This is a genomic window from Paraburkholderia sp. BGA-UO-ETr-F12, from assembly GCF_059567945.1.
This window is the reverse complement of sequence record NZ_JCAQOZ010000051.1, coordinates 253,016-274,993: the sequence shown is the minus strand read 5'-3', so window position 1 is coordinate 274,993 and position 21,978 is coordinate 253,016. Positions and strand designations below refer to the sequence as shown.

21 protein-coding genes and 1 pseudogene are annotated in these 21,978 nt (G+C 61.4%); 13 read left to right on the top strand and 9 right to left on the bottom strand.

Annotation, left to right across the window (positions count from 1 at the left end):
- The first annotated feature begins 148 nt into the window (after positions 1-148).
- Both AC57B6_RS23280 and AC57B6_RS23275 read left to right on the top strand, forming a co-directional pair.
- Positions 149-1,606: an NCS1 family nucleobase:cation symporter-1 gene (locus AC57B6_RS23280; RefSeq protein WP_496422178.1), complete on the top strand. Its 1,458-nt coding sequence runs from the start codon at positions 149-151 to the stop codon at positions 1,604-1,606.
- 130 nt (positions 1,607-1,736) lie between these two features.
- Positions 1,737-2,120 carry a hypothetical protein gene (locus AC57B6_RS23275; RefSeq protein WP_496422177.1) on the top strand — a complete coding sequence of 128 codons (384 nt, stop codon included), beginning with the start codon at positions 1,737-1,739 and terminating at the stop codon, positions 2,118-2,120.
- Positions 2,121-2,262: 142 nt separating this feature from the next.
- On the opposite strand, the gene AC57B6_RS23270 is transcribed toward AC57B6_RS23275, so the two are convergent.
- Positions 2,263-2,721 (bottom strand): hypothetical protein, encoded by a 459-nt coding sequence (locus tag AC57B6_RS23270; protein ID WP_030102145.1) that lies wholly within the window; start codon positions 2,719-2,721, stop codon positions 2,263-2,265.
- A gap of 462 nt (positions 2,722-3,183) precedes the next feature.
- Here AC57B6_RS23270 and AC57B6_RS23265 point away from each other — a divergent pair, with 462 nt between their 5' ends.
- The 3 genes from AC57B6_RS23265 to AC57B6_RS23255 are packed head-to-tail and all read left to right on the top strand — an operon-like array spanning position 3,184 to position 4,414.
- The gene (locus AC57B6_RS23265) at positions 3,184-3,726 is read left to right on the top strand and encodes a helix-turn-helix domain-containing protein (protein WP_496422176.1); all 543 of its coding nucleotides are present in this window, start codon (positions 3,184-3,186) and stop codon (positions 3,724-3,726) included.
- Positions 3,723-4,139 carry a VOC family protein gene (locus AC57B6_RS23260; protein WP_025495832.1) on the top strand — a complete coding sequence of 139 codons (417 nt, stop codon included), beginning with the start codon at positions 3,723-3,725 and terminating at the stop codon, positions 4,137-4,139. Before AC57B6_RS23265 ends, AC57B6_RS23260 begins: the two co-directional genes overlap by 4 nt.
- Positions 4,136-4,414, top strand: a complete 279-nt coding sequence (locus tag AC57B6_RS23255) for a hypothetical protein (protein ID WP_496422175.1) — start codon at positions 4,136-4,138, stop codon at positions 4,412-4,414. Before AC57B6_RS23260 ends, AC57B6_RS23255 begins: the two co-directional genes overlap by 4 nt.
- Before the next feature lie 56 nt (positions 4,415-4,470).
- Here the strand turns inward: AC57B6_RS23255 and AC57B6_RS23250 are convergent, their stop codons facing one another.
- A complete protein-coding gene (locus AC57B6_RS23250; protein ID WP_216751800.1) occupies positions 4,471-5,412 on the bottom strand; it encodes a LysR family transcriptional regulator in 942 nt (313 codons plus the stop codon).
- Positions 5,413-5,512: 100 nt separating this feature from the next.
- On the opposite strand from AC57B6_RS23250, the gene AC57B6_RS23245 reads away from it, so the two are divergent.
- The 3 genes and pseudogenes from AC57B6_RS23245 to AC57B6_RS23235 form a co-directional block, all read left to right on the top strand.
- A complete protein-coding gene (locus AC57B6_RS23245) occupies positions 5,513-6,562 on the top strand; it encodes an aromatic ring-hydroxylating dioxygenase subunit alpha (RefSeq protein ID WP_216751799.1) in 1,050 nt (349 codons plus the stop codon).
- A gap of 169 nt (positions 6,563-6,731) precedes the next feature.
- On the top strand, positions 6,732-7,517 hold the full coding sequence (locus AC57B6_RS23240) for a PDR/VanB family oxidoreductase (RefSeq protein ID WP_496422174.1): 786 nt from the start codon (positions 6,732-6,734) through the stop codon (positions 7,515-7,517).
- Positions 7,518-7,763: 246 nt separating this feature from the next.
- Positions 7,764-8,147: pseudogene (locus AC57B6_RS23235) on the top strand (cupin domain-containing protein); the annotation flags it as partial.
- Between the two features lie 662 nt (positions 8,148-8,809).
- Here the strand turns inward: AC57B6_RS23235 and AC57B6_RS23230 are convergent.
- Positions 8,810-9,016, bottom strand: a complete 207-nt coding sequence (locus AC57B6_RS23230; RefSeq protein ID WP_025495837.1) for a hypothetical protein — start codon at positions 9,014-9,016, stop codon at positions 8,810-8,812.
- A 411-nt stretch (positions 9,017-9,427) separates the two neighbouring features.
- Here AC57B6_RS23230 and AC57B6_RS23225 point away from each other — a divergent pair, with 411 nt between their 5' ends.
- The 3 genes from AC57B6_RS23225 (at position 9,428) to AC57B6_RS23215 (ending at position 12,764) form a co-directional block, all read left to right on the top strand.
- Entirely contained in the window at positions 9,428-10,678 is a 1,251-nt protein-coding gene (locus AC57B6_RS23225) for a metal-dependent hydrolase family protein (protein ID WP_144192956.1), read from the top strand.
- A gap of 49 nt (positions 10,679-10,727) precedes the next feature.
- On the top strand, positions 10,728-12,098 hold the full coding sequence (locus AC57B6_RS23220) for an MFS transporter (RefSeq protein WP_252889677.1): 1,371 nt from the start codon (positions 10,728-10,730) through the stop codon (positions 12,096-12,098).
- A 270-nt stretch (positions 12,099-12,368) separates the two neighbouring features.
- Positions 12,369-12,764, top strand: a complete 396-nt coding sequence (locus AC57B6_RS23215; RefSeq protein ID WP_025495840.1) for an RcnB family protein — start codon at positions 12,369-12,371, stop codon at positions 12,762-12,764.
- 153 nt (positions 12,765-12,917) lie between these two features.
- Here AC57B6_RS23215 and AC57B6_RS23210 read toward each other — a convergent pair whose 3' ends face one another.
- The 3 genes from AC57B6_RS23210 to AC57B6_RS23200 form a co-directional block, all read right to left on the bottom strand.
- Positions 12,918-13,322 carry a VOC family protein gene (locus AC57B6_RS23210; protein ID WP_025495841.1) on the bottom strand — a complete coding sequence of 135 codons (405 nt, stop codon included), beginning with the start codon at positions 13,320-13,322 and terminating at the stop codon, positions 12,918-12,920.
- A 117-nt stretch (positions 13,323-13,439) separates the two neighbouring features.
- Entirely contained in the window at positions 13,440-14,093 is a 654-nt protein-coding gene (locus tag AC57B6_RS23205; RefSeq protein ID WP_063607683.1) for a TetR/AcrR family transcriptional regulator, read from the bottom strand.
- Between the two features lie 104 nt (positions 14,094-14,197).
- Positions 14,198-15,517: an Nramp family divalent metal transporter gene (locus AC57B6_RS23200; RefSeq protein WP_030102154.1), complete on the bottom strand. Its 1,320-nt coding sequence runs from the start codon at positions 15,515-15,517 to the stop codon at positions 14,198-14,200.
- 492 nt (positions 15,518-16,009) lie between these two features.
- On the opposite strand from AC57B6_RS23200, the gene AC57B6_RS23195 reads away from it, so the two are divergent.
- Positions 16,010-16,702 carry an NnrU family protein gene (locus tag AC57B6_RS23195; protein ID WP_025495844.1) on the top strand — a complete coding sequence of 231 codons (693 nt, stop codon included), beginning with the start codon at positions 16,010-16,012 and terminating at the stop codon, positions 16,700-16,702.
- 20 nt (positions 16,703-16,722) lie between these two features.
- On the opposite strand, the gene ppnP is transcribed toward AC57B6_RS23195, so the two are convergent.
- Together ppnP and AC57B6_RS23185 are read right to left on the bottom strand one after the other, a co-directional pair.
- A complete protein-coding gene (gene ppnP / locus AC57B6_RS23190) occupies positions 16,723-17,049 on the bottom strand; it encodes a pyrimidine/purine nucleoside phosphorylase (protein ID WP_046573129.1) in 327 nt (108 codons plus the stop codon).
- Between the two features lie 220 nt (positions 17,050-17,269).
- Positions 17,270-18,010 carry a hypothetical protein gene (locus tag AC57B6_RS23185; protein WP_046573130.1) on the bottom strand — a complete coding sequence of 247 codons (741 nt, stop codon included), beginning with the start codon at positions 18,008-18,010 and terminating at the stop codon, positions 17,270-17,272.
- 264 nt (positions 18,011-18,274) lie between these two features.
- Here AC57B6_RS23185 and AC57B6_RS23180 point away from each other — a divergent pair, with 264 nt between their 5' ends.
- Positions 18,275-18,913 (top strand): helix-turn-helix domain-containing protein, encoded by a 639-nt coding sequence (locus AC57B6_RS23180; protein ID WP_025495847.1) that lies wholly within the window; start codon positions 18,275-18,277, stop codon positions 18,911-18,913.
- A 29-nt stretch (positions 18,914-18,942) separates the two neighbouring features.
- Here AC57B6_RS23180 and AC57B6_RS23175 read toward each other — a convergent pair whose 3' ends face one another.
- Positions 18,943-21,960 carry an FAD-binding and (Fe-S)-binding domain-containing protein gene (locus tag AC57B6_RS23175; RefSeq protein ID WP_496422173.1) on the bottom strand — a complete coding sequence of 1,006 codons (3,018 nt, stop codon included), beginning with the start codon at positions 21,958-21,960 and terminating at the stop codon, positions 18,943-18,945.
- Positions 21,961-21,978 lie beyond the last annotated feature (18 nt).

Here is a 21,978-nt window from a genome sequence, read left to right as displayed (position 1 = left end):
CGCCGCAAATAATTCGACTGCATAGGCCTTGGCGGGTTTTTTTTGCTCGGGCAGTATTAACTCCGCAGTGATTTCAGAAGCGGGGACATCTCCACCAGGAATGCCCAGCGGTGTTTCCTCGGTTCCACAAACTCAAAGGAGATAACAGATGGAAATCGGCGATCCCTCCCCCGGCCTCTACAACGAAGATCTGGCGCCCGCGAAGCAACGCAACTGGGGCGCCTTCAGCATCTTCAACGTCTGGACCTCGGACGTGCACAGTCTCTGGGGCTACTACCTCGCGGCCAGCCTGTTCCTGCTATGCGGCAGCTTTACCAACTTCTTGCTGGCAATCGGGCTCAGCTCGCTGGTGATCTTCGCGCTGATGAACCTGATCGGTTATGCCGGCGAGAAGACCGGCGTGCCCTATCCGGTACTGGCGCGCGCCTCCTTTGGCGTGTGGGGCGCCAACCTCGCGGCACTCGTGCGCGCGGTGGTGGCCTGCTTCTGGTACGGCGCGCAGACCGCCGCCGCGTCGGGGGCGATGGTCGCGCTGCTGATCCGCAGCGACAGCCTGATGGCATTCCACAAGAGTGCCCAGTGGCTCGGCCACTCGCCGCTGGAGGTGATCTGCTACGTGATCATCTGGGCGCTGCAGTTGCTCATCATCCAGAAAGGCATGGAGACGGTGCGCAAATTCCAGGACTGGGCCGGTCCCGCAGTGTGGGTCGCAATGCTGATTCTCGCGATCGGCCTGTGCGTCAAGGCCGGCGGTTTCTCGTTCTCCCATGGCATTCCAATGAACGCGCTGCTCGAAAAGACCAGCGACGCCGGCGTCAGCGGCGAGCCCGGTTCGTTCTGGGCGCTGATGGCCGTAGGTGCAACCTGGATCACCTATTTCGCAGCGCTCTACCTCAACTTCTGCGATTTCTCGCGCTACGCGAAAAATCGCGACGCGGTCAAGAAAGGCAATCTGTGGGGCCTGCCGGTCAACCTGATCGCGTTCTCGCTGGTTGCGGGTATCACCACGATCGCCGCCTTCAGGGTGTACGGCGAAGTGCTGCTCCACCCAGAACAGATCTCCGCCAAGTTCGACAGTTGGGTGCTGGCGCTCATCGCGGCGCTGACCTTCGCGGTCGCCACGCTGGGTATTAACGTGGTGGCCAATTTCGTTTCGGCCGCGTTCGACATCTCCAACACGTTCCCCAAGCAGATCGGCTTCAAGAAGGGGGGCTACATCGCCGCGCTCATCGCGCTGGTGCTCTATCCGTTCGCGCCCTGGGAAGGAAACGCCGCGCACTTCGTCAATGCCATCGGCGCGACGATGGGCCCGCTGCTGGGAATCATTCTGGTGGACTACTACCTGGTGGCCAAAGGCAACATCAACGTCGCGGCGCTTTACCAGGAGTACGGCGAGTATCGCTACGAAGGCGGCTGGAACGTCAATGCGCTGGTCGCGGCGGCGGTCGGCAGCGTGTTTTCGACCTTTCTGCCTAATTTCACCAGCCTGCTGCCGGTCTGGTGGAATACCTACGGGTGGTTCTTCGGCGTGGCGATTGGCGGCGGCATCTACCTGATCATGGCAACGCTGCGCCCGCGTACCGCGATCGCGCCGACCCGTGCCTGACGGTTTTTCGACGAACAGGATAACGATGGTTTCCGGCTTTTAGCAACGCGGAGCAGGCACGGCAACAATGCCGATGGTTGACCGTCGGCGGGCGTGCTAGGATTTCCGTCAAACAACTCCGGAGACTGCTATGCCGTTCATCTGTGAAAACGTTGAATGTCGCGCCGTGCTGGCCCGCGGACAAGTCAGGTCCGTTCAGGAGAACGAGGGGTGGTGCTTCTACTGCCCGGACTGCAAAGCGAGGAACGAGCTGAAAAACGTCGGCGCGCAGGGTGGCGCTGTCGAGTTGATTCAGCCGGAGCGCTCCGATCTCCCGCACAAAGTGGTTGCAACGGCCCAACCATTGGAGGACGGCAAGTACGCGGCGCAATTGCGCGTACAAAGGGCGCTCGGCATGAAAGGAACTTATGCCGTCGAAGAGCGCTGGGAACAGCTCGGTGTATTCCCTGACGCACACGCAGCCGTCGCGCATGCCAAGTCCATTGCGGCGGACCTGCTGCACCCGAAAGCATAGTCCTGAAGGCACAGCGGGTTTGCCGCGTGTGCGTTGCGCGGATCTACGGCCGGCCCACGACCGTAGATCCGCACGACAAACGGGTCGTTGCATAACGTGCGGCTGGACGCGATGCCAACGGGTCGAATTCATACAGCATCATTCACGAAGCATCGGCGGCAACGAGCCTGACAAACAGTTTGGCGGCCTCGTTGCCATGGGACAAAGCACGCAGTGCAAAAGAAAGCGCTAGCTGCGCGTCGTGAGCGACGGCGCTGCGGTCCTGATCGAAGAGCTTGACGGCGTGGCGCATATGTTGCGCGGCCTGGTCATGAAGCTCCGCTGCCGTTGCGTGATGTTTTGCCGCGTTCGCGCTGTCCGAGCCGGAGCCGCTCGATGCAGCCGCGATCGGCGGCGTATTGGCGCTGTGCGTCCCCGCCTCGTGTGCCTGATCGATTGCGTGCAACGTGTGGCCATGGGCCATCATTGCCTGGTGCGCAGCGTGGGCGTAGTCTTGACCGGCCTCGAAATACCGCGACGCCGCGCGGTGATATCGAGAAGCCTGCTCGTGATGTGAAGCCGCAGCTTCAAGATGTCCCTTTTTATTATGCTTTGTGCTCATACCGGCTCCTGTACGACTGTCGGACCGACTCCAATGACGACCGAATCGAAAACGCGGTGGCGAGTCGAAAACCACTAGATCCGAATTTACACGCAGTTGCGCTTTTTATAACAAAGCGATCGACCAACTTGTTCCGCGGCTGCCTATGGTCAGGTCAGGTATTACTCACTCAACCTCAAGAGGGAACTGTCTTAGCCTCGTGATTCCAGTGCGAAGACACCGTTCGATCCGGGACTGCTCAACATTCAAAAGTAAGGATCACTACCAAAATGTAATGACGTAACGAACGATAACATTCACCCCTTTGTTATGCCGACGCTATGCTGAGTCCGGCGGAAACGCAAACCTCAGCGCAGGCTGTGTACCACCGCCAGCGGGTCAACCCGACGACTCGCGCGCCGCTATGCGGGCACCCGTGCCGCGCCTAAACTACGCGCATACGGCCACAGCCCCTCGGAACCCATGCCTGCTCGCGAAAACCATAACGCCCAGCCGCCTGCCCCGCCCTCCGCGCCAGACAGCGCCGACGCATTGCAGGACCCGGCCCTGCTGCGCCGCCTGCTGCGCGCCAAAGACCGCATGGATGCCGCCTCGCACGAGGCCTGGCCCGTCAAACGGCTGGCCGAAGTCAGTGGCGTCTCCGAAGCCCATTTCGCGCGCTCCTTCAAGCGGGCCTTCGGTGTCCCGCCCCACCGCTACCTGCTGAGCCGGCGCATCGAGCAAGCCACCACCCTGCTGCGCGACACCGGACTCAGCATCACGGAAATTGCCTTCTCCACCGGCTGGGAGAGCCTAGGCACGTTCGGGCGCACCTTCCACGACATCACCGGCCAAAGCCCCAGCGCCATGCGGCTTGAGGCGCAAGCCAACCTGCCTCGACTCGATCGCGTGCCCGCTTGCGTCCTGAAAGCCGCGCAGCGCCCCGACCTCACCATCGCAGTTTTGGAGAAGCGCCGGCGCGTGGCCAAAGATACATTCCCTCCATCAACCAAGGAGGAACCATGACCCAAGGTATCAATGTGGTGGGCTTGTACGTCGATAACCAGGACGAAGCGCTCGCGTTCTACGTCGACAAACTCGGATTCCGCGTCCATACGGACGTGCGCAACGGCCCTTACCGCTGGCTTACGGTCCAGCATCCCGAGCAGCCTTCGTTCCAGCTCGGCCTGTTCACGCCCGGCCCGCCCATCCACGACGAGGCCACCGCGCAAACCCTGCGCGCGATGGTCGCCAAGGGCGCCATGCCGCCTCTCGTCCTTTCCGTGGCCGACTGCCGCGCCAGCTATGCCCAGTTGCAAGCCCGCGGCGTGGAATTCACCCAGGAGCCGATAGATCGCTTTGGCAGCGTCGATGCCGGTTTCCGCGACCCTGCCGGCAACGGCTGGAAGATGATCCAGGCCCCGAAGAGCGCAACATGAACGCCAACGACTGGATTCGCCAATTTCACCGGTGGATATCCATCATCTTCACGCTGACGGTGATCGCCAACTTCGTCGCCATGGCCCTAAGAAAAGGCCTGCCGCCGCCCTGGATCACCTACACGCCGCTGCTGCCGCTGGCGCTCCTGCTGTTCACGGGGCTCTACCTGTTTGCACGGCCCTATTTCAGCCGCGACCGCACTCGTCGCCGGCCGGTTCCGCGGGCGGCGAGCGGGCCCCCAGCGCATGATCCCGGCAGCAGCGCATCGAACTGAACGATGCGCGCGGCATGTGATCGGTTAAATAAACGCAAGACTGCGCGCTTCGGTGTCTAAAGGCTGCTTTCCGGAAAGTCGGGATAGTGTTCAAAGGTGCGCTTGATGAGCTGGCGAAGCCAGATGTTCGCCGGCTCGTCGTGAAACCGGGGATGCCAGAGTTGGCGCAGCGCAAACGGTGGAAGCTGCACCGGCGGCGGGACAATCTTGACCGTCCCGAGCTTCGCGAAGACATTGCCAAGCTCCAGTGGCACCGTGGCGATCAATTCGGGATGCTCGTCGATCAACAGCGGCACGACCAGGAAGTGCGGCGTAGTCAGATAAACATTTCGATGGATGCCGTACTCATCGAACGCACTGTCATAAGCGGCGCCCGCGCGCCCGGTCAGGGACACGACAATCTGCGGCAACGTTTCGAACTGTTCACGCGTAATCGACTCGCCGATCAGCTTGTTGCGCACGCTCACCATCGTCACGAAAGAGTGCAAAAAGAGCTGTTGCTGATACAGATCGTCAGGCGCGGCACGGATCGACCCCAACGCGAGATCCACCTCTCCGGATGCCAGCAGTCCTTCGATCTGCTCGATCGGAACTTGCATGGATCGTAGCGTGCAGTTCGGCGCCTCCTCGCGCAGTCGCCGGATAAGCGGTGGCAGAAAAACCAGTTCGCCCATGTCCGTCATGCAAAGAACAAAGGTGCGCCGCGCTGTCGAAGGATCGAAGCGCGCCTGCGAGACGACGTCCTGGCGCAAGGTCGTCATGACTGCAACGATCGAAACGCCCAGCATGGTGGCCTTCGGCGTCGGCTCCATACCCGATGGCGTCTTGACGAACAGAGGGTCTTCAAAAAACGCCCGCAGCCGGTTCAACGCATGACTCATTGCGCCCTGCGACAACCCCACTTCGGATGCCGCTCGCGTCACGCTTCGTTCGCGAAGCAGCGCGTCGAACACCACCAGCAGATTCAGATCGAGATCACGTATATGCACGGCGTGCATTCCTCGCATTAGTCCCATTGGCTTGACGCATGATGGTGCCGAATCTATCTTGAGGTCAAGCGTGCCAACGATAGGCCGCACCCACATGATGGAGACAAGGATGTTTATCAGGAATACGTGGTACGTAGCCGCCTGGTCGCACGAGGTCGACGGAGAAGCGCTGTTCGCTCGTGTCATTACCGGCATCCCGGTTCTGCTGTATCGCGAGGAAGGCGGCAGCGTTGTTGCGCTCGAGGATCGTTGCTGTCATCGCGGCGCGCCGCTGTCGGTTGGCCGCCGCGAAGGCGATTGCGTCCGCTGCATGTACCACGGCCTTAAGTTCGACAGCACCGGAACGTGTGTTGAAGCGCCGGCCCAACAGCGCATTCCGCCGCAGGCGAAGGTTCGAACTTTCCCGGTTGCCGAGCGGCACCGCTGGATCTGGATCTGGACCGGCGACCCTTCGCTGGCTGACCCGGAGACGATCCCCGACACTCACTGGATCGACGATCCGCAGTGGCGCAGCTTGCCCGGCTACATTCACTACGACGTGAACTACCTGCTGATCTGCGACAACCTGCTGGACTTCTCGCATCTGCCGTTCGTGCATCCCACCACACTGGGCGGCCCCGAAGACTATGCCAAGGTGCAACCCAAAGTCGAGCGGATCGATGGCGGCGTGCGCATCACGCGCTGGACCTTGAATACGGATGCGCCTCCGTTCGCCGCCGCCGTCAAGAACTGGCCCGGCAAGGTCGACCGCTGGAACGTTTACGACTTCACGATCCCCGCGATTCTGCGGATGGATTCCGGCATGGCGCCGGTGGGTACGGGCGCGCAGGATGGTGCGCGGGTCGACGCAGCCGAATTCCGCGGCTGCCAGGCACTCACGCCCGAGACGGAAAACTCCACGCACTACTTTTTCGGCCATCCGCACAACTTTGCGATTGACCAGCCCGACGTCACGCGAGCGATCCATCAGGCAGTAGTCGATGCATTCGACGAAGACCGCGACATCATCACCGCGCAGCAGAAGAATCTGGCGCTGGACCCTGGCTTCAGAATGATGCCATTCGGCATCGACGCCGCACTGTCCCAGTTTCGCTGGGCCGTCAATCAACGGCTGGAGGAAGAGAAACAGAAGACGCCGGAAGCGCTGCCGGGAGCCTGAGATGATTCAGGTGAAAGTCACGCAACTGAAGCGCGAGGCAGAGGGGATACTAGGCATCGAGTTGCAGGCTGCAGACGGCGCGATGCTTGTCCCGTTCGAGCCCGGCGCGCATATCGATGTTCATCTGCCCGACGGTCTCGCACGACAGTATTCGCTCTGCAACGATGCGGTGGAAACAGACCGCTATCGTCTTGGCGTGAGTCTGTCCACAACATCGCGCGGCGGGTCGAGTTATCTGCACACGTCGCTTCGCGAGGGCGACTCGCTGACGATCAGCGAGCCCCGCAGCTTATTTGGTCTGTCGCCTGCTGCCGCATCGCATCGTTTCATTGCCGGTGGAATAGGCATTACGCCGATTCTCAGCATGATCCGCTGGTGCGTACGTCATTCAGTACCCTGGCACCTGCACTATTGTGTGCGTTCACGAACGTGCGCCGCCTACCTCGACGAATTGCGCGCGTTCGGCGACCACGTTCACGTGCACGCCAACGACGAGATCGCCGGCCGGATACCGGACATTCAGGCATTGATAAGCGATGTGAAAACTGGGGAGCACGTCTATTGCTGCGGCCCTGACGGGCTCATGGATGCCGTACTGCATCACGGCCGGCAATGCGGCATACCGCGCGAGAGCCTGCATTTCGAACGATTCGCCGCATCGCCGCCGCGCATTGCCAACAACAGCGGGCGCGCTTTCACAGTCGTGCTCGCAAAACAGGGGCTACGTTGCGTGGTTTCAGCCAACGAGTCGATTCTCGAAAGCCTCGAGCGTCAGGGCGTCTGCCCACCCTTTTCCTGCCGGCAAGGACTGTGTCGCAGTTGTGAGGTCGAGGTCCTGTCGGGCGAGGTCGAGCACCGCGATTACATATTGAGCGAGGATGAACAGATGGCTAACAGATCGCTCATGATCTGCGTGTCGCGAGCGAAATCCGACGAGCTGGTGATCGATCTTTAGGCATCCATGTCGATCACCACTTTGCCGGAATGCGCCGCACTTTCCAAAAAACCGGTAGCCTTCGGCGGCGGGCTCAAGCCCGAGCCAGCCAACACCACCGTTGATCCCGGACGAAGCCGCCCCGTCACTATCGCGTTCCATGCAGTTGTGGCAGCAATCGGAAGCGTGGCCGCTTGCGCGAAAGTGAGCCGGCCAGGAGTCGCGCGTTCGTGGAGCGGATCGCCGAAGTCTCTGCCGCTCCGTCGTGCGGTTCGTCTTAAGAGGTCGTTGGGCGACCTGACCGGACTCACCCAGTTCGGTTTTCACCTCATCACGGTGCAGCCAGGACACGAGTCCACCGAATATCATCGTCACCTTTACGCCGAGGAATGTGTCTACATCCTCTCAGGCACGGGCGAAGCGATTATTGACGACGAGAGCCACGAAGTCGGACCCGGTGACTTCATGGGTTTTGCACGCGGCGGCGCCGCACATACATTATTGAATACCGGTCACGCCCCGCTCGTGCTTATCGTCGCGGGTCAACGGCTGGAGCAGGATGTTTGCGACTACCCGCACAAGGGCAAGCGCATGTATGCGGCGGGCACCAACAAGATTTTCGTGGACCTTGCCAAAGAAAGCGAAGCGTAAGCGGTTATCCGGCACGCTCCGGCGTCGGTCCCGTGTCGGCGCTTGCCGTCAATTGCTCGCCTCAACAGGATTGGGCGCCACCAGATCAGCCATGGCAAGCGCGAGAAACGCTTTGCGAGTAATTTTCAAACTCATCTCCAGTGGCAAACGAGAACCGTTGCAGTCCGAACAAAAAGAGTTGCCGGAAGCGGCACCACGAACCGCTTAAAATCATTTCGTACGGTCAGACGTTAAACGACCGGTTGGCGAAATTCCGTTGGCAAATAGTTCAGCGCAATCTTGCTGAATATTACGGACTCGAGCTGGCTGGAGATGCAATGCGTCGCTCACCGGTGCGTTGTCTTCCAGTGGGGTATGTTGCGAGTGGGGTCATGCGAGCTGCGTTTTTGCAGATCAGGAGTGCTCGTTAAATCTCCGCGAATCACTTCACGTCGTGACTATCGACGAATCAGGAAACGTATGTTCAGCGTCTGTCGCGCATCACTTCCCAGCAATCGCGATGGTCCATTCGTTCGAGTTTCCGCCGTCGCGTCATTTCGCGCCAGTAGTGAACGGCCACCAACAGCACAGCGGCGCTTAGCCCACATAGACCCACCACGATTCCAGTCCACGATTCGGCCACGAAAGACTCCCTGACTGTCAGACTGATCAAGCGCTACGTGTCATTCGTCGTTCGGGAGACGGGCGAAAGCCTTCAGAAACATCTGTCCGTCGTGAGTGATGAGGGGACGTCGCTGCCCGGAAGCCAGATCCTCCACGGTAACGAGTTGGCGATCCAGAAGCGCTTCCAGATCGGCGCTGTCCAGACTCAGCAGATCCGGCGCATCCTTGAGTAGCATGAGGGTCGCGAATTCATGTGGACTGAGCATCTCCGTCTCCTGGCTGAGCCTGTTGCTTCGCTGGGAACCTGATCCGTTGGCCTCGCCTCGCGAGCAGGATCAATTCGGGGATGGCTGCTGCGGGATGTCACCGTGTGTTCGGTGGCATGTCGCGCGCCAAGGCACCCATCATAATGCTGAGGTGTCCAATAGATCAACATGTGGGAAGCGCTTTTTACTGCATATTTACGGTACCTTAGTAAAGCTGTCGCGGTGCAGCATGACTGGCCGTCCGATGAAAGATGACCGCTTCGCACCACGTGTTGGTCAGCGCACAGACATGATCTGTACCTGACCGATCCTGATGAATATCCTGGCAGCGCTTCCAGGCGTCATACCTGCATACTCGGGGCATTGGCCCGAATACCGGGCGCTGCGATCGAAACCTGAAGGAGAGCATAGTTGACCACCTTCCTTTTCCGTAACGGCGCGCTGCTCGATCCTGATCATCCTGACCTGCTGGAAGGCTTCGAGATCCTCATCGAAGATGGCTTCATCCGCGAGGTATCCGACAAGCCGATAAAGAGCAGCAACGCGCACGTCATTGACGTCAAAGGCAAAACGATCATGCCGGGTCTGATCGATTTGCATGTGCACGTAGTCGCGATCGAGTTCAACCTGCCGCGTGTCGCGACGCTACCCAACGTGCTGGTTACGCTGCGCGCCGTCCCGATCATGCGCGCGATGCTGCGCCGCGGCTTCACCACCGTGCGCGACGCCGGCGGCGCCGGATATCCGTTCAAGCAGGCCGTCGAGTCGGGGCTCGTCGAGGGGCCACGCCTGTTCGTATCCGGCCGGGCCCTGAGCCAGACCGGCGGTCATGCCGATCCGCGCGCCCGCTCCGACTACATGCCGCCCGACTCACCCTGCGGATGCTGCGTGCGCGTAGGCGCACTGGGCCGCGTGGCGGACGGCGTCGATGAAGTGCGCCGGGCCGTGCGTGAAGAACTGCAGATGGGCGCCGATCAGATCAAGATCATGGCTTCGGGCGGCGTGGCATCGCCAACCGACCCGGTCGGCGCATTCGGGTACTCCGAGGACGAGATCCGCGCGATCGTGGCCGAGGCTCAGGGGCGCGGCACCTACGTACTCGCGCATGCCTACACGCCGGCGGCGATCGCACGTGCGGTGCGCTGCGGCGTGCGCACGATCGAACACGGCAACCTGATCGACGATGAAACGGCACGCCTCGTCGCCGAACACGGTGCCTATGTCGTGCCAACCCTCGTTACTTACGACGCGCTTGCAAGCGAAGGTGAAAAATATGGGTTGCCACCGGAAAGCATCGCCAAGATCGCGGACGTGCATGGCGCCGGTTTGCACTCAATCGAGATCATGAAACGGGCCGGCGTCAAAATGGGTTTCGGCACGGACCTGCTCGGCGAAGCCCAGCGTCTGCAAAGCGACGAGTTCCGGATTCTGGCCGAAGTCCTGTCACCGGCCGAGGTGATCGCGAGTGCGACGATCGTCAGCGCGGAAGTGCTCGGCATGCAGGACAAGCTCGGCAGAATCGTGCCGGGTGCTCACGCCGATGTGCTGGTGGTCGATGGCAATCCTCTGAAGTCTGTCGATTGCCTGTTGGGTCAAGGCGAGCATATTCCGCTCGTGATGAAGGACGGCCGGCTCTTCGTCAACGAACTCGAAGGGCATTGACCGCGTAAGCCCGCGTCTGTCACGTCACAGTTCTTATCGGAGCCTGCTCATGTCGACGATCGCCGCCCGCATCGAACGCCTGCCGTTTTCAGGTTTTCACCGCCGTCTGCTGTTGATGGGCGGGCTCGGCTATACCTTCGATGCGATGGACGCCGCCGTGCTTGCCTTCCTGCTGCCGGTGCTGCGCACGCAATGGGGGCTGACGAGTGTGCAGACGGGGGTGCTGGGAAGCGGCACGTTCATCGGCTATTTCGTCGGCGCGATGTTCGCGGGCATGCTCGGCGACATCATCGGCCGGCGCAAAGTTATGATGTACGCGCTGGTGATTTACTGTGTGGCGTCTCTTGCCAGCGCGCTCGCAAATGATTGGGGATTTTTTCTTGCGACGCGCATCGTCGCCGGTTTGGGCACGGGCGCGGAAAGCGCGATCGTCGCGCCGTTTCTTTCGGAGTTCGTAGCGCGGCGGTATCGCGGCAGTTTCACTGGCAGTCTTGCCGGGTTCTTCTCCTTCGGCTTTGTGGCAGCCGCGCTGCTTGGCTACCTGGTGATTCCGCTCGCACCGAATGCATGGCGCGCGGTCATGGTCATCACCGCGCTGCCCATCGTGATGCTGCTCTGGTGGCGCCGCGCGTTGCCCGAGTCGCCACGCTGGCTCGAGGCGCGCGACCGGCACGCGGAAGCCGACGCGATCGTGTCGCGGATGGAAGCGGAGGTGACCCAGGCAGGCATACGGTTGGAACCGCTGCCCGCCGTGCGTGACGCAAGCGTTCCGCTCGCGGCGGGACGCGCCTCGATCGTCGCGAACGTGAAGGCGCTGTGGACAAAAAAACTCGCGCGCATCACGGCAATGACGTGGCTGATGTGGTTATCCATCACGTTCAGCTATTACGCCTTTTTCACGTGGATTCCCGGCTTGCTGGTTCAGAACGGAATGACGATCACGCGCAGCTTTTCGTACTCGCTCGTGATTTACATTGCACAGATCCCGGGGTACTTTTCGGGTGCGTGGCTCAACGAGAAGATCGGCCGCCAGGCAACGATCGCGTCATACATGATATTGGGCGGCGTATCGGCACTTGGGCTCGCGTTGACGCGCACGGACGCGGGCATCATGGTGTCGGGCATCCTGCTTTCGTTCTTCATGAACGGCACCTATGCGGGCGTTTACGCTTACACGCCCGAGGTGTTTCCTACCGACGTGCGCGCCACGGGCACCGGGCTCGCTTCGTCGATTGGCCGGCTGGGCGCAATCGCCGCGCCTATCCTCGTCGGTTATGTCTATCCGCTACTGGGATTTGCCGGCGTGTTCGGTGCGACGACGCTGGTGCTGCTGACGGGTGCGATAGCCGTGGTGCTCATGGGCGTGCCCACGCGCGGAAGGTCGCTCGAAGACATTGCAGCGGGACAAGTCGAACAGTAAGAAAACCGGCCTGCTGGCCTTAGCCCCAATATAACGGTCAAAGCGCTGTCCTGTGATATCGCCAGGTCACGTGACCCGACTCGTCGAAGCAAGCACGCGCGACTTTGGCGAACTGACGTTCTTATGACATTATTTGCCAACGCAGACGATGTAAGCGTTAATAAGCGAACCACGTCGCGTAGCGAGGCAATCAACACGTAGCAGGCGCTTCGTGGCAAGCATAGCTTCGAGCACCAGACTGCTATTGCGTCATTCACTCAGGGAAAAACCATGAAGTTGATAATCGCCGCACCCCTTTTGATCGTTTCGTTGCTCGGCGCGTCCACCGCTGTCTTCGCGCAACAACACGACGACAATCACGGCGGCCCGCCGCAGCACGAGCGGCAGAATCCGGGTCATGGCGGCCAGCATGGCCACGGTCACGGACCCGCGCCTCACGAAGCGTCTGTGGGAGGCCCGGGCGGTCCGGTTCCTCACAACGATTGGCACAAGGGTGAGCGGCTTCCGGCGGAGTACCGCGACCGTAATTACGTCGTCGACAACTGGCACGAGCACGGCCTGCAAGCGCCGCCGCGCGGCTATCAGTGGGTCGGCGTGAACGGGGACTATGTACTCGCCGCCGTCGCGACCGGCGTCATTGCAAATGTCCTGCTGAACGGACACTAAGCAAGCGGATAGAAACCGATTGCTTTCGGTACCGGCAGCAAGTTTTCATTGCGCGCATCTCAAACGCGCATGAGCGCGGTGGCCCGTTGTTACGGGCCACCGTCCTGCTCGTTATCGCCTGGCAGCGAATACGTTCACCCTAAAGCGACCAGGTTACCGGTCGAAGGTGCCACGATACTTCTCGTCGGCATCTGAACGGGTATTGATTTCGACAAGCACGCCGCCCGGCACTTCGCAGAAGAATCGCGAACCGCGCTCATGCGCGAACACGTCGGTTTTCATCACGACGTTCGCGGCAGCCATCTGCCCATGAAGCGCGCGAACATCGTCGACGGTCGGCAGTTCGAAGCCAATGTGAAAGTTATGCGGCCATTCGACCGGATGGTCGGCGGCGTCCTCGATCACGATGTCGAATCCCGGACGTTTCAGCAACCAGCTCGCGCCTCGCATCGCAACCGTACAGCCCAGATGAGCCTCGAAGAAGCTGGCGGTGGCGCTCACATCGGAAGAGGGGAAGCTCGCGTGATTGAGCTTCATGGTGGTGGTGATACTCGTCATGTCAATCTCCGTTGATCTGGATCGCTCGTTGCGTTCCATACGGAGAATGTTACGAGTAAAAGCTCGCGTTCAATACTCGCATCGCCGCGCTCGCGCCGATCGCCGCTCAAGCCCGTGCTACGGGCGTTTCAGCCTAGGCGTCGGCGCCTCGCGTACAGCGTGCTCGCGTTTGCTCGCGGATTGCGGCGTTTCCGTGGCGGGCGAATCGCTATTCCATCCGGCACCGGCGTTCGACATCATCGTCAGATAGCCCAGCACGGCTGCCGTCACGCGGCGAGTCAGTCCGGTCATATCCGTCTCCCCCCGCTCACCGGCCTCGTCCACGAGACCACGGACGATCGCCATCAGATCGTGCGCGGCGAGCACCGTGTCGTCCTGCGGCGGCAAACCGTCACTCGTAAGAATCTGCGCCAGCAATGCGTGCATCGTGCCGGTGCCGGTTAGCGCCTCGCGCAATTGCGGTCGGCTCTCTTCGACGTCGAGTAATCGTGCGAGCGTGGGTCTCGCGAACTGCTGCCGCACCGAGCAGCCAATCAGATGATTGAGCGCGGCGGGTCCGTTCGCGTGATCGAGCGCGCTCAGCGCATCCTGATAGAAGCGCTCCTTTTCTCGCTGCATCAACGCGATCGTCAACGCGTCCTTGCCGGGGAAGTACTGATACAGCGAACCGACGCTGACACCGGCACGCTCCGCGACCGCGTTCGTATTGAAACCTTCGAGTCCCTTCGTTTCAAGCACCTGTGCGGCCGCTTCGAGCAACGTGGCAACCATGCGCTCGGAGCGGGGCTGACTGGGCGCCCTGCGCGGTTTGAGCGGTGAAGGATTCGGCTGTCGAGGCATACGGCAATAACGTGTAGGAGTGGCTATGAATGGCGTCAGCGCGGCAAGCCAGGAATCTCAACGCCGAACGTTTGCAGGATCAGCACGACATTGAACGATAAGACGATGAATGCCGCCAGCGTAGCGATCACGGCAACGAGCGCGCGATTTCTATATGGGCCCATCACCTCCTTGCTACAGGTGAACCATACCAGCACAGCCATCGGCAGCGGCAACGCGAGGCTCAATACAACCTGGCTGAGAACGAGCGCCTGAGTCGCATTGACCCCGAGCGACACCACGACGAAAGTCGGCACCATGGTAACGGCGCGGCGCAGCCATAACGGAATGCGAAAGCCCACGAACCCTTGCATGATCATCTGGCCCGCCATGGTACCAACGACGGAACTCGAAATACCCGAAGCAATCAGCGACAGCAGGAAAATTCCTGCCGCGCCAATCCCTAATAGCGGCGCCAGTGTGTGATAGGCCGTTTCGATTTCCGCCACGTCCGGGTGCCCGCTGTGAAATGCACCGGCGGCCATGATAACCATCGCCATATTGATAAGACCCGCAATGGTCAGCGCGATGACGACTTCGATATTCGAAAATTTCAGCAGTTTTGCCCGCTCGCTCTCCGTTCTCGCGGGTGCTCGCCCTTGCGTAAGTCCGGAATGCAGGAAAAGCGCGTGCGGCATCACGGTCGCGCCGAAGATTCCCACTGCGATCGTCAGCGCGCTCGCGTCGGGCAACCGGGGGGAAAAGGTATGGGCGAGGACACTCGGCCACGCAACCGGCGTAATGAACAGCTCGGCGAGGTAGGACAAGCCGATGATGCCGACGAGTGCTCCGATCGCCAGTTCAAGCGGACGAAAACCGGCGCTCTCAAACAACAGCAGCCCGTAGGTCACTATCGCCGTGACCACCATGCCGCCAAGCAACGGCATGTGAAACAGCAGCGACAGTCCGATTGCGCCGCCGAGAAATTCAGCCAGATCGGTTGCCATCGCGGCAATCTCGCTGACGCCCCACATGCCCAGCACGACAGGTTTCGGAAACCGTTCGCGGCACAGCTCCGCAAGGTTTCGCCCGGTGACGATGCCGAGCTTCGCCGAGAGCGCCTGAAACTGCATTGCCACAAGGTTGGCCAACAGCACGACCCAGAGCAACGCGTAGCCGTATCTGGCGCCGGCTTGAATATTCGTCGCAAAGTTGCCCGGATCCATATAGGCAACCGAGACCACCACGGCCGGCCCGGCAAACGGCAGAAGCATCAGCGCACCGCCGCGGCGGCCTTCCAATACCGCTCTTACCGCAAGCGTGGTGCGCTCGGTTCTCGTCGCCGGTCTGGCTGCCTTATGAACGCGATCGTCCAAGCTCTTGCTCCTTGCTCACGAGACCGACAGGAGGGCCGATTTACCATGCAGGCAGGCTTCACCGCACGGCAAGCACTGCCGACTGCCCCGAAGACGCTTTGCAACCGCGGTGCAGTCGCAGCGTCCACATCGGACATAGTGATAAATGTACCGCAGAGTGCGATTGCTCACCCTGCTGCAAATCGGGTCCATGAATCCGGATGTCGTGGATCTGCGCGCCAAAGGCACGCTGGAGTGCCCGCTCCTGCGCGGGTTCCCGCGTAATCGACCGGTTCGCCCGCGTCAGGAGTAATCTTCGGTACTGGACAGGGAAGCGGGGCCATAACCCGCCCCGCGATGGCGGTCTGAATTGTCCTGACGACCTGTCCAGAGGAAGGCCTCTTCAGTGCTGAAGTGCACGTCATGCCGGCAGCGGCGACTCCGTCCGGCCACGCCTCTTCGCGGATGAGGGCAATGCGGTCAGTCGACGATTTGACTTGAGGAGCCAGGCCAATGGGAAGCACCAGCGCAGTTGCAGCGGCGGCAATCGCCTTCGTGGGAAGCCACTTTCTTCTGTCTCATCCTCTGCGCGGGCTTCTCGTCCGCGCAATCGGCGAAAAGGGGTTCCTCGGCGTCTATTCGCTGGTGGCATTCGCCACGTTCGGCTGGCTGATCGTGGCCTACGTGCACGCGCCCCTCACCGCGCCGTTATGGCTCGCAGGAGATGTGCTCTGGGGGGTGGCAACCGTAGTGATGCTGATCGCGTCGATCCTGCTGATGGGCTCGCTGATCCGCAACCCGGCCATCCCCACCGGCGGCCAGCCCGGTCCGTTCCCGGAAACGCCGCGCGGCGTGTTCGCGATAACGCGCCATCCGATGATGTGGTCGTTCGCGCTTTGGGGGCTGTGCCACGCGGCGGTGTTCCCAGTGGCCAAGAGCCTCATCCTCGCGGCGGCTGTCGTCTTCCTCGCACTGGTTGGCGCTGCTTTGCAGGACCGGAAGAAGGAACGGCTCCAGCCCGATCTCTGGCCGGTATGGGAATCGAAGACGAGCTACCTGCCATTCGCGGCGATCGCCGCCGGCCGTGCGCAGTTGGGTGGATTCGGCTCGCACGCGCTGCTGGGCGGCCTCTTCGTCTGGCTCGTCGCCACCTGGGCGCATCGGCCGCTCACCGGTTGGGCCGCGGGCATCTGGCACTGGCTGTAGCCGCGGCCCGGCTCCCGAGATCAGGCGGGGAGATAGCTGCAGACGTAGTCGAGCGTTTCGATCACGTCGATATCGAAGCGGCTCTTGCCGGGCACCGAGAATGACTCGCCCGCACCATACGTCTTCCACTCGTCGCTGCCTTCGAGGCGGATGCGGCACTGGCCGGCCTGCACTTCCATCAGTTCCGGTGCGTCGGTGCCAAAGTTGAGCGCGCCGGGCAGGATGACACCCAACGTCTTGCGCGTGCCGTCGGCAAAGAGAACCGTGTGCGAGACACACTTGCCCTCGAAGTAGACGTTGGCTCGTTTGATAACTGAAACCTGATCGAATTGCGTTGCGGCCGTCATGGCGGTCTTCCTCTGGATCTTCGTGAATGGATGCGTTGGCGCCGCATGGCAGCATGCGGACGACAGCACGACAGGCAATCTGCGCGAATCGATTCGTCTGCGCGGGCTTTCGGGTCGGCGCCAGCCCGCCATCATACAGGCGGCCGATGGCGCCGGTCAGCGTCCTGCATCGAACGGCGCCCCTGTTTCGAGCGACGCCGCACCGTGGTGGTCGTGGCGATTAATCCGTGCGCCGCCAACGGCCGGATTCCGGGCACACCATGACCGGTTCGCCGTTCAACCGGACTTGCTCGGCATCCAGTTGCGATGCGGTCGAAGGGTCGACGTCGAAGGCAACATCGAGCACTTGCCCGACATGGGCATCTTCTATGGGCAGTTCCCACGTCAGAAACATCTGGACGTAATCCTGATCAGGCCTGAAGTCAGCCGCGTTGAAGCCACCACTGTGGCGCTGAATAACGCCATGAGGCTGGCATGTATCGAATATCACCGCCGTGCCGCGAGTCAGCGGAATGCGCAAGTCCAGAGAGGGGAAATGCACGTCCAGCCCCTTATCCTCGCTCAGGAAAAGATTGCAGAAGACAGCGCCGCCATATTGCTCACCGTCATGGTGGTACCTCGCGCCGCGGCAGGCCATCAGGGCGATATCGCTGGCGGCCAGCACCCCGGGCAGTCCAAGCGCGCCCGTCCAGTCGGACATGGACTGCACGCAGCGCGTGTAGTCCGGCCAGCGCATCCGCGCGCGCGCCAGTGGCATGACCTCGACGTCGCCAGGTTCGAGGACCATGCGCGACGCTATCTCCCTGTCCCAATCGGCCAGCAGACGTGTGGGCAGCGCAGGCACCTCGACTATGCCGGTTCGCACGATGTCGCTCACACGCCGGCTGCGGATAGTGTCGCCACTCCAGAAATAAGAGGTCAGCGTGTCCGGCGTGCGATTCGGTTGAGAGGAGCGATTCATCCGAACGATTGTAACGATTCCGGTGGATCGCTTCGATCGCTGGGCGAAACGCCGGGTCAATACGTGGAAGCGCGATCTCGCCCGGCGGCACAACGAGTCCAGAGCGGCAATCATGCTCCACACGGCTATCCTGTCCCTCGTTTCCGATGAGAAAGATTCGTGAACACTCATTGCCGAAAGCGCGTTCGGCTTGCGCCATCGACTCAAATGTTATGATCGGAAACATCTGACGCCTCACCAGGGCGCGCATTTGAGCCACCCCCCATGGACACCCACCTCACCAAACCCGCCGACCCCTCCACGACCGACCTCGGCCGCCGCGTCCGCGCCGCCCGCCAGGCCCAGGACTTGACGCTGGAAACCGCGAGCCGCCTGTGCGGCGTCTCCCGCTCCACGCTCTCCAAAGTCGAAAACGGCCTGATGTCTCCGACTTTCGACGTCCTGCAGAAAATCGTGCTCGGTCTGAAGATCGAGATTGGCGAACTGTTTGGCTCAACACCCAAGGTCAGCGCCAGCGGCCGCCGTGCATTGACCCGCAAGAACGAAGGTCAGCGCCACGCGTACCGCGGCTATCAGATGGAATTACTCGCCACGGATCTGGCGCACAAAGCGATGTTGCCGTTCCGTATCCGCATTTCGGCACACACGCTGGACGCGTTCGATGACTGGGGCCGTCACGAAGGCGAAGAATTTCTGTACGTGATCAGCGGCAGCGTGTGCCTCTATTCCGAGCTGTACGCGCCGACGCATCTGAACGCCGGAGACAGCCTTTATTTCGACAGCCGCACGGGCCACGCCGCGGTCTCCACCAGCGAAGAAGACGCCGAAGTGTTGTGGATGGCAACCAGTGCCGATATTCCGCAGACTTCGGCCACGGCTACGGCAGAACCGGCGAAAAAATAACGAAGGCATTTGGCACGCGTTATCGCACTTCAACAACGCGCCGCCAAAGCCCGCTGCGCCAGTTGCGCGATATGCATTGCATGTTGGCCCGTCCCCTGCTCGATCTGCTCTCGGCAACTGAAGCCGTTGGTCAGCACGATCGTTTCCGCATTCGCAGCGGTCGCGGCACGCACGGCAGGAAACAGCCGGTCTTCGCCGATCTTCTCAGATAGCGCGTGATGCTTGTCGTTAAAGCCGAACGAGCCTGCCATTCCGCAGCATCCGGTGTCGAGCAACTTCCATTTCACGCCGAGCTTGTCCAGCAGCGCGGCATCGCCTTGCATACCGAACAGCGCCTTCTGATGGCAATGCCCGTGCACGATGACATCCGCGGCAAGCGTCGGCCATTCGAACGGCTGACGCGCGACGAAATCGGAGAACAGGAAAGTTTGCGCCGACAGTTGTTTCGCTAATGCATGACCGGGAAGCTGCTTTAGCAACTCGTCTTTGAACACCGATAAACAACCGGGCTCAAGGCCGACCAACGGCACGCCCGCGGCAATATCGTCGCCGAGGTCGTCGAGAATCGTGGTCAGCAACTCACGCGCACGGTCGAGCAAACCGAAGTCATAGAGCGGACGCCCACAACACAAACGCTTCTTCGGCAGCACGACGTGCCAGCCCATTTGCGTCAGCACATCGGCAGCGGCCTGCGCGATCTCGGGCGTGAAGTGGTCATTGAAGGTATCGACCCACAGAATGACTTTCTTGACCCCACGATCAGCACGAACGTCGCCCACGGTCTGGAGCGATCGCCGCGCAATCTGCCGGTAACTCCGCACGGCAAACTTCGGCAATTTCCGCGCTTGCGCGACCCCGGCAGCCCATTTCCCGAGCGCAGCCAGGCCCGGCGCTGAAGTCATGAAGTTCGTCAGCCTCGGAAACCTTGCCGCCCACGGCGCCCATTCGCCGATTCGCCCCATGAACCACGCCTCGCGCGGCCGACGATTCGTCTCGTAGTAATGCGAAAGAAACTCCGCTTTGTACGAAGCCATATCCGTGTGCGTCGGGCAATCGGATTTGCAGCCCTTGCACGCGAGGCAGGTATCGAGCGCCGCCTTCACTTCGCGGCTTTGCCAGCCGTCGGCGATCACATCGCCTTGCAGCATTTCCCAGAAAAGATGCGCGCGGCCACGTGTCGAGAATTGCTCTTCGCGTGTTGCTCGATAGCTCGGGCACATCGTGCCACCTTCGAGCGAACGGCACTTGCCCATGCCGATGCATCGTTCGATCTCGCGCTGAAAGCCGTCGCCTTGCTGACTGGCGAACGTAAGCTTTGTTTGCAAAGTCACCGGTTTGTACGCGGGACCCATGCGCAGATTTTCGTCGACGCGATATGCATGCACGACCTTGCCCGGATTCAATCGATTGGCCGGATCCCAGATCGCCTTGAACTGCTCCATGGCCTGCATCAGTTCAGGGCCGTACATGATCGGCAGAAACTCGGCCTTGGCCTGACCGTCGCCGTGCTCGCCCGATAGTGAGCCACCGAATTCGACTACCAGTTGCGCCGCTTCGCGCAGAAACTTGCGCCACGTCGCGACACCTTCCACGCTGCGCAGATCGAAGGTAATGCGTGCGTGCACGCAGCCGTCGCCGAAATGGCCGTACAGACTCGTCTCGTAGCCGTAACGATCCACCAGTGCCTGAAACGCGCGCAGATAGTCGCCGAGACGCAACGGATCGACCGCCGCATCTTCCCAGCCGACCACCGGATCGGGCGTGCCGGCGTCCACCGACAAGGCCACCGCCGACGCCCCGGTCTCGCGAATCGACCACACCTTTGCCTGCAACGCGCGATCCTCGACGAGCATCGCCGACACATTCGGTCCCGCTTCGCCCGACGAAAAGTACGCCGCGGCGGTTTGCGCCTGGCGTACCGCATCGTCTTGCGTATCGGCGCCAAATTCGAGTACGACCCATGCATCGCCGTCCGGCAGCAACGCAATCTCGTCCTTCTTCAAACCCCGCGCCTGCAGGCCGCGGATGATCGCGCGGTCGAGCCCCTCGATCGCGATTGGCCCGCAGCGCATGAAATGCGGCACGGCATCCGCGGCGGTATAGATATCGGTGAAGCCGACCACGACAATCACGCGTTTCGCCGGACTCTTCACGAGCCGCACTTTCGCCTGCAAGGTCACGGCGCACGTGCCCTCGGTGCCGACTAGCGCACGCGCGACGTTAAAGCCGTTTTCCGGCAGCAGTTGATCGAGATTGAAGCCCGACACGCGCCGCTTGATCTGCGGGAATTTTGCGCGGATCTGATCGGCGTAGGTGTCGCGCAGTTGCTTGAGCGCAGCGTAAATTTCACCTTGGCGACCGCCCGCCTCAATGATGCGGTCGAGTTCGTCGTCCGGCGTCGGGCCGACCCAGAAGCGCGCGCCGTCGAAAGTCGCGATTTCCAGCGCCTCGACGTTCTCGACCGTCTTGCCGGCCATCACCGAATGCGCGCCGCACGAGTTGTTGGCGATCATGCCGCCTAGCGTGCAGCGGCTGTGCGTTGCTGGATCGGGTGCGAACGTCAGGCCATGCTGTTCCGCGGCGTCGCGCAAGGTATCGCACACCACGCCCGGTTCGACGAGTGCGATCCCCGCGACCGGATCGACCGACACGACGCGGTTCACATACTTGCTTGCGTCGGCCACCACCGCGACGTTTACGCATTGGCCGTTCTGCGACGTGCCGCCGCCGCGCGGCAGGAAAGGCACGTCATGGCGACGGCAGGCAGCCAGCGTTTCCAGCAGATCGTTGACATCCGACGGTACGACCACGGCGAGCGGAACTTGCCGATAGTTCGACGCATCCGACGCATACAGCGCTTTCGAGCCCTGATCGAAGCGCACTTCGCCGCGCACATTGCGACGCAGGTCGGCTTCGAGCGCCTGCATCACACTGGCAGTGCCCTGAAACGGCGTTGCAACGCGCGGCGCTTTCAACGCGCTGTCAGCCGCGGCACGCAACGAAACATTCACGCCCGCGCCCTGCTCTTCATCCAATGACGTTCCCACCGCGTCCCTCACGTCTCG

Excerpts from the sequence above, each read along its gene's own strand:
- AC57B6_RS23250 (WP_216751800.1), bottom strand. The coding sequence starts at position 5,412 with ATGCACGCCGTGCATATACGTGATCTCGATCTGAATCTGCTGGTGGTG.
- AC57B6_RS23265 (WP_496422176.1), top strand. The coding sequence starts at position 3,184 with ATGCCTGCTCGCGAAAACCATAACGCCCAGCCGCCTGCCCCGCCCTCC.
- AC57B6_RS23280 (WP_496422178.1), top strand. The coding sequence starts at position 149 with ATGGAAATCGGCGATCCCTCCCCCGGCCTCTACAACGAAGATCTGGCG.
- AC57B6_RS23220 (WP_252889677.1), top strand. The coding sequence starts at position 10,728 with ATGTCGACGATCGCCGCCCGCATCGAACGCCTGCCGTTTTCAGGTTTT.
- AC57B6_RS23205 (WP_063607683.1), bottom strand. The coding sequence starts at position 14,093 with ATGGTTGCCACGTTGCTCGAAGCGGCCGCACAGGTGCTTGAAACGAAG.
- AC57B6_RS23185 (WP_046573130.1), bottom strand. The coding sequence starts at position 18,010 with ATGAATCGCTCCTCTCAACCGAATCGCACGCCGGACACGCTGACCTCT.
- AC57B6_RS23210 (WP_025495841.1), bottom strand. The coding sequence starts at position 13,322 with ATGACGAGTATCACCACCACCATGAAGCTCAATCACGCGAGCTTCCCC.
- AC57B6_RS23215 (WP_025495840.1), top strand. The coding sequence starts at position 12,369 with ATGAAGTTGATAATCGCCGCACCCCTTTTGATCGTTTCGTTGCTCGGC.
- AC57B6_RS23245 (WP_216751799.1), top strand. The coding sequence starts at position 5,513 with ATGTTTATCAGGAATACGTGGTACGTAGCCGCCTGGTCGCACGAGGTC.
- AC57B6_RS23255 (WP_496422175.1), top strand. The coding sequence starts at position 4,136 with ATGAACGCCAACGACTGGATTCGCCAATTTCACCGGTGGATATCCATC.
- AC57B6_RS23180 (WP_025495847.1), top strand. The coding sequence starts at position 18,275 with ATGGACACCCACCTCACCAAACCCGCCGACCCCTCCACGACCGACCTC.
- AC57B6_RS23270 (WP_030102145.1), bottom strand. The coding sequence starts at position 2,721 with ATGAGCACAAAGCATAATAAAAAGGGACATCTTGAAGCTGCGGCTTCA.
- AC57B6_RS23230 (WP_025495837.1), bottom strand. The coding sequence starts at position 9,016 with ATGCTCAGTCCACATGAATTCGCGACCCTCATGCTACTCAAGGATGCG.
- AC57B6_RS23275 (WP_496422177.1), top strand. The coding sequence starts at position 1,737 with ATGCCGTTCATCTGTGAAAACGTTGAATGTCGCGCCGTGCTGGCCCGC.
- AC57B6_RS23195 (WP_025495844.1), top strand. The coding sequence starts at position 16,010 with ATGGGAAGCACCAGCGCAGTTGCAGCGGCGGCAATCGCCTTCGTGGGA.
- AC57B6_RS23260 (WP_025495832.1), top strand. The coding sequence starts at position 3,723 with ATGACCCAAGGTATCAATGTGGTGGGCTTGTACGTCGATAACCAGGAC.
- ppnP (WP_046573129.1), bottom strand. The coding sequence starts at position 17,049 with ATGACGGCCGCAACGCAATTCGATCAGGTTTCAGTTATCAAACGAGCC.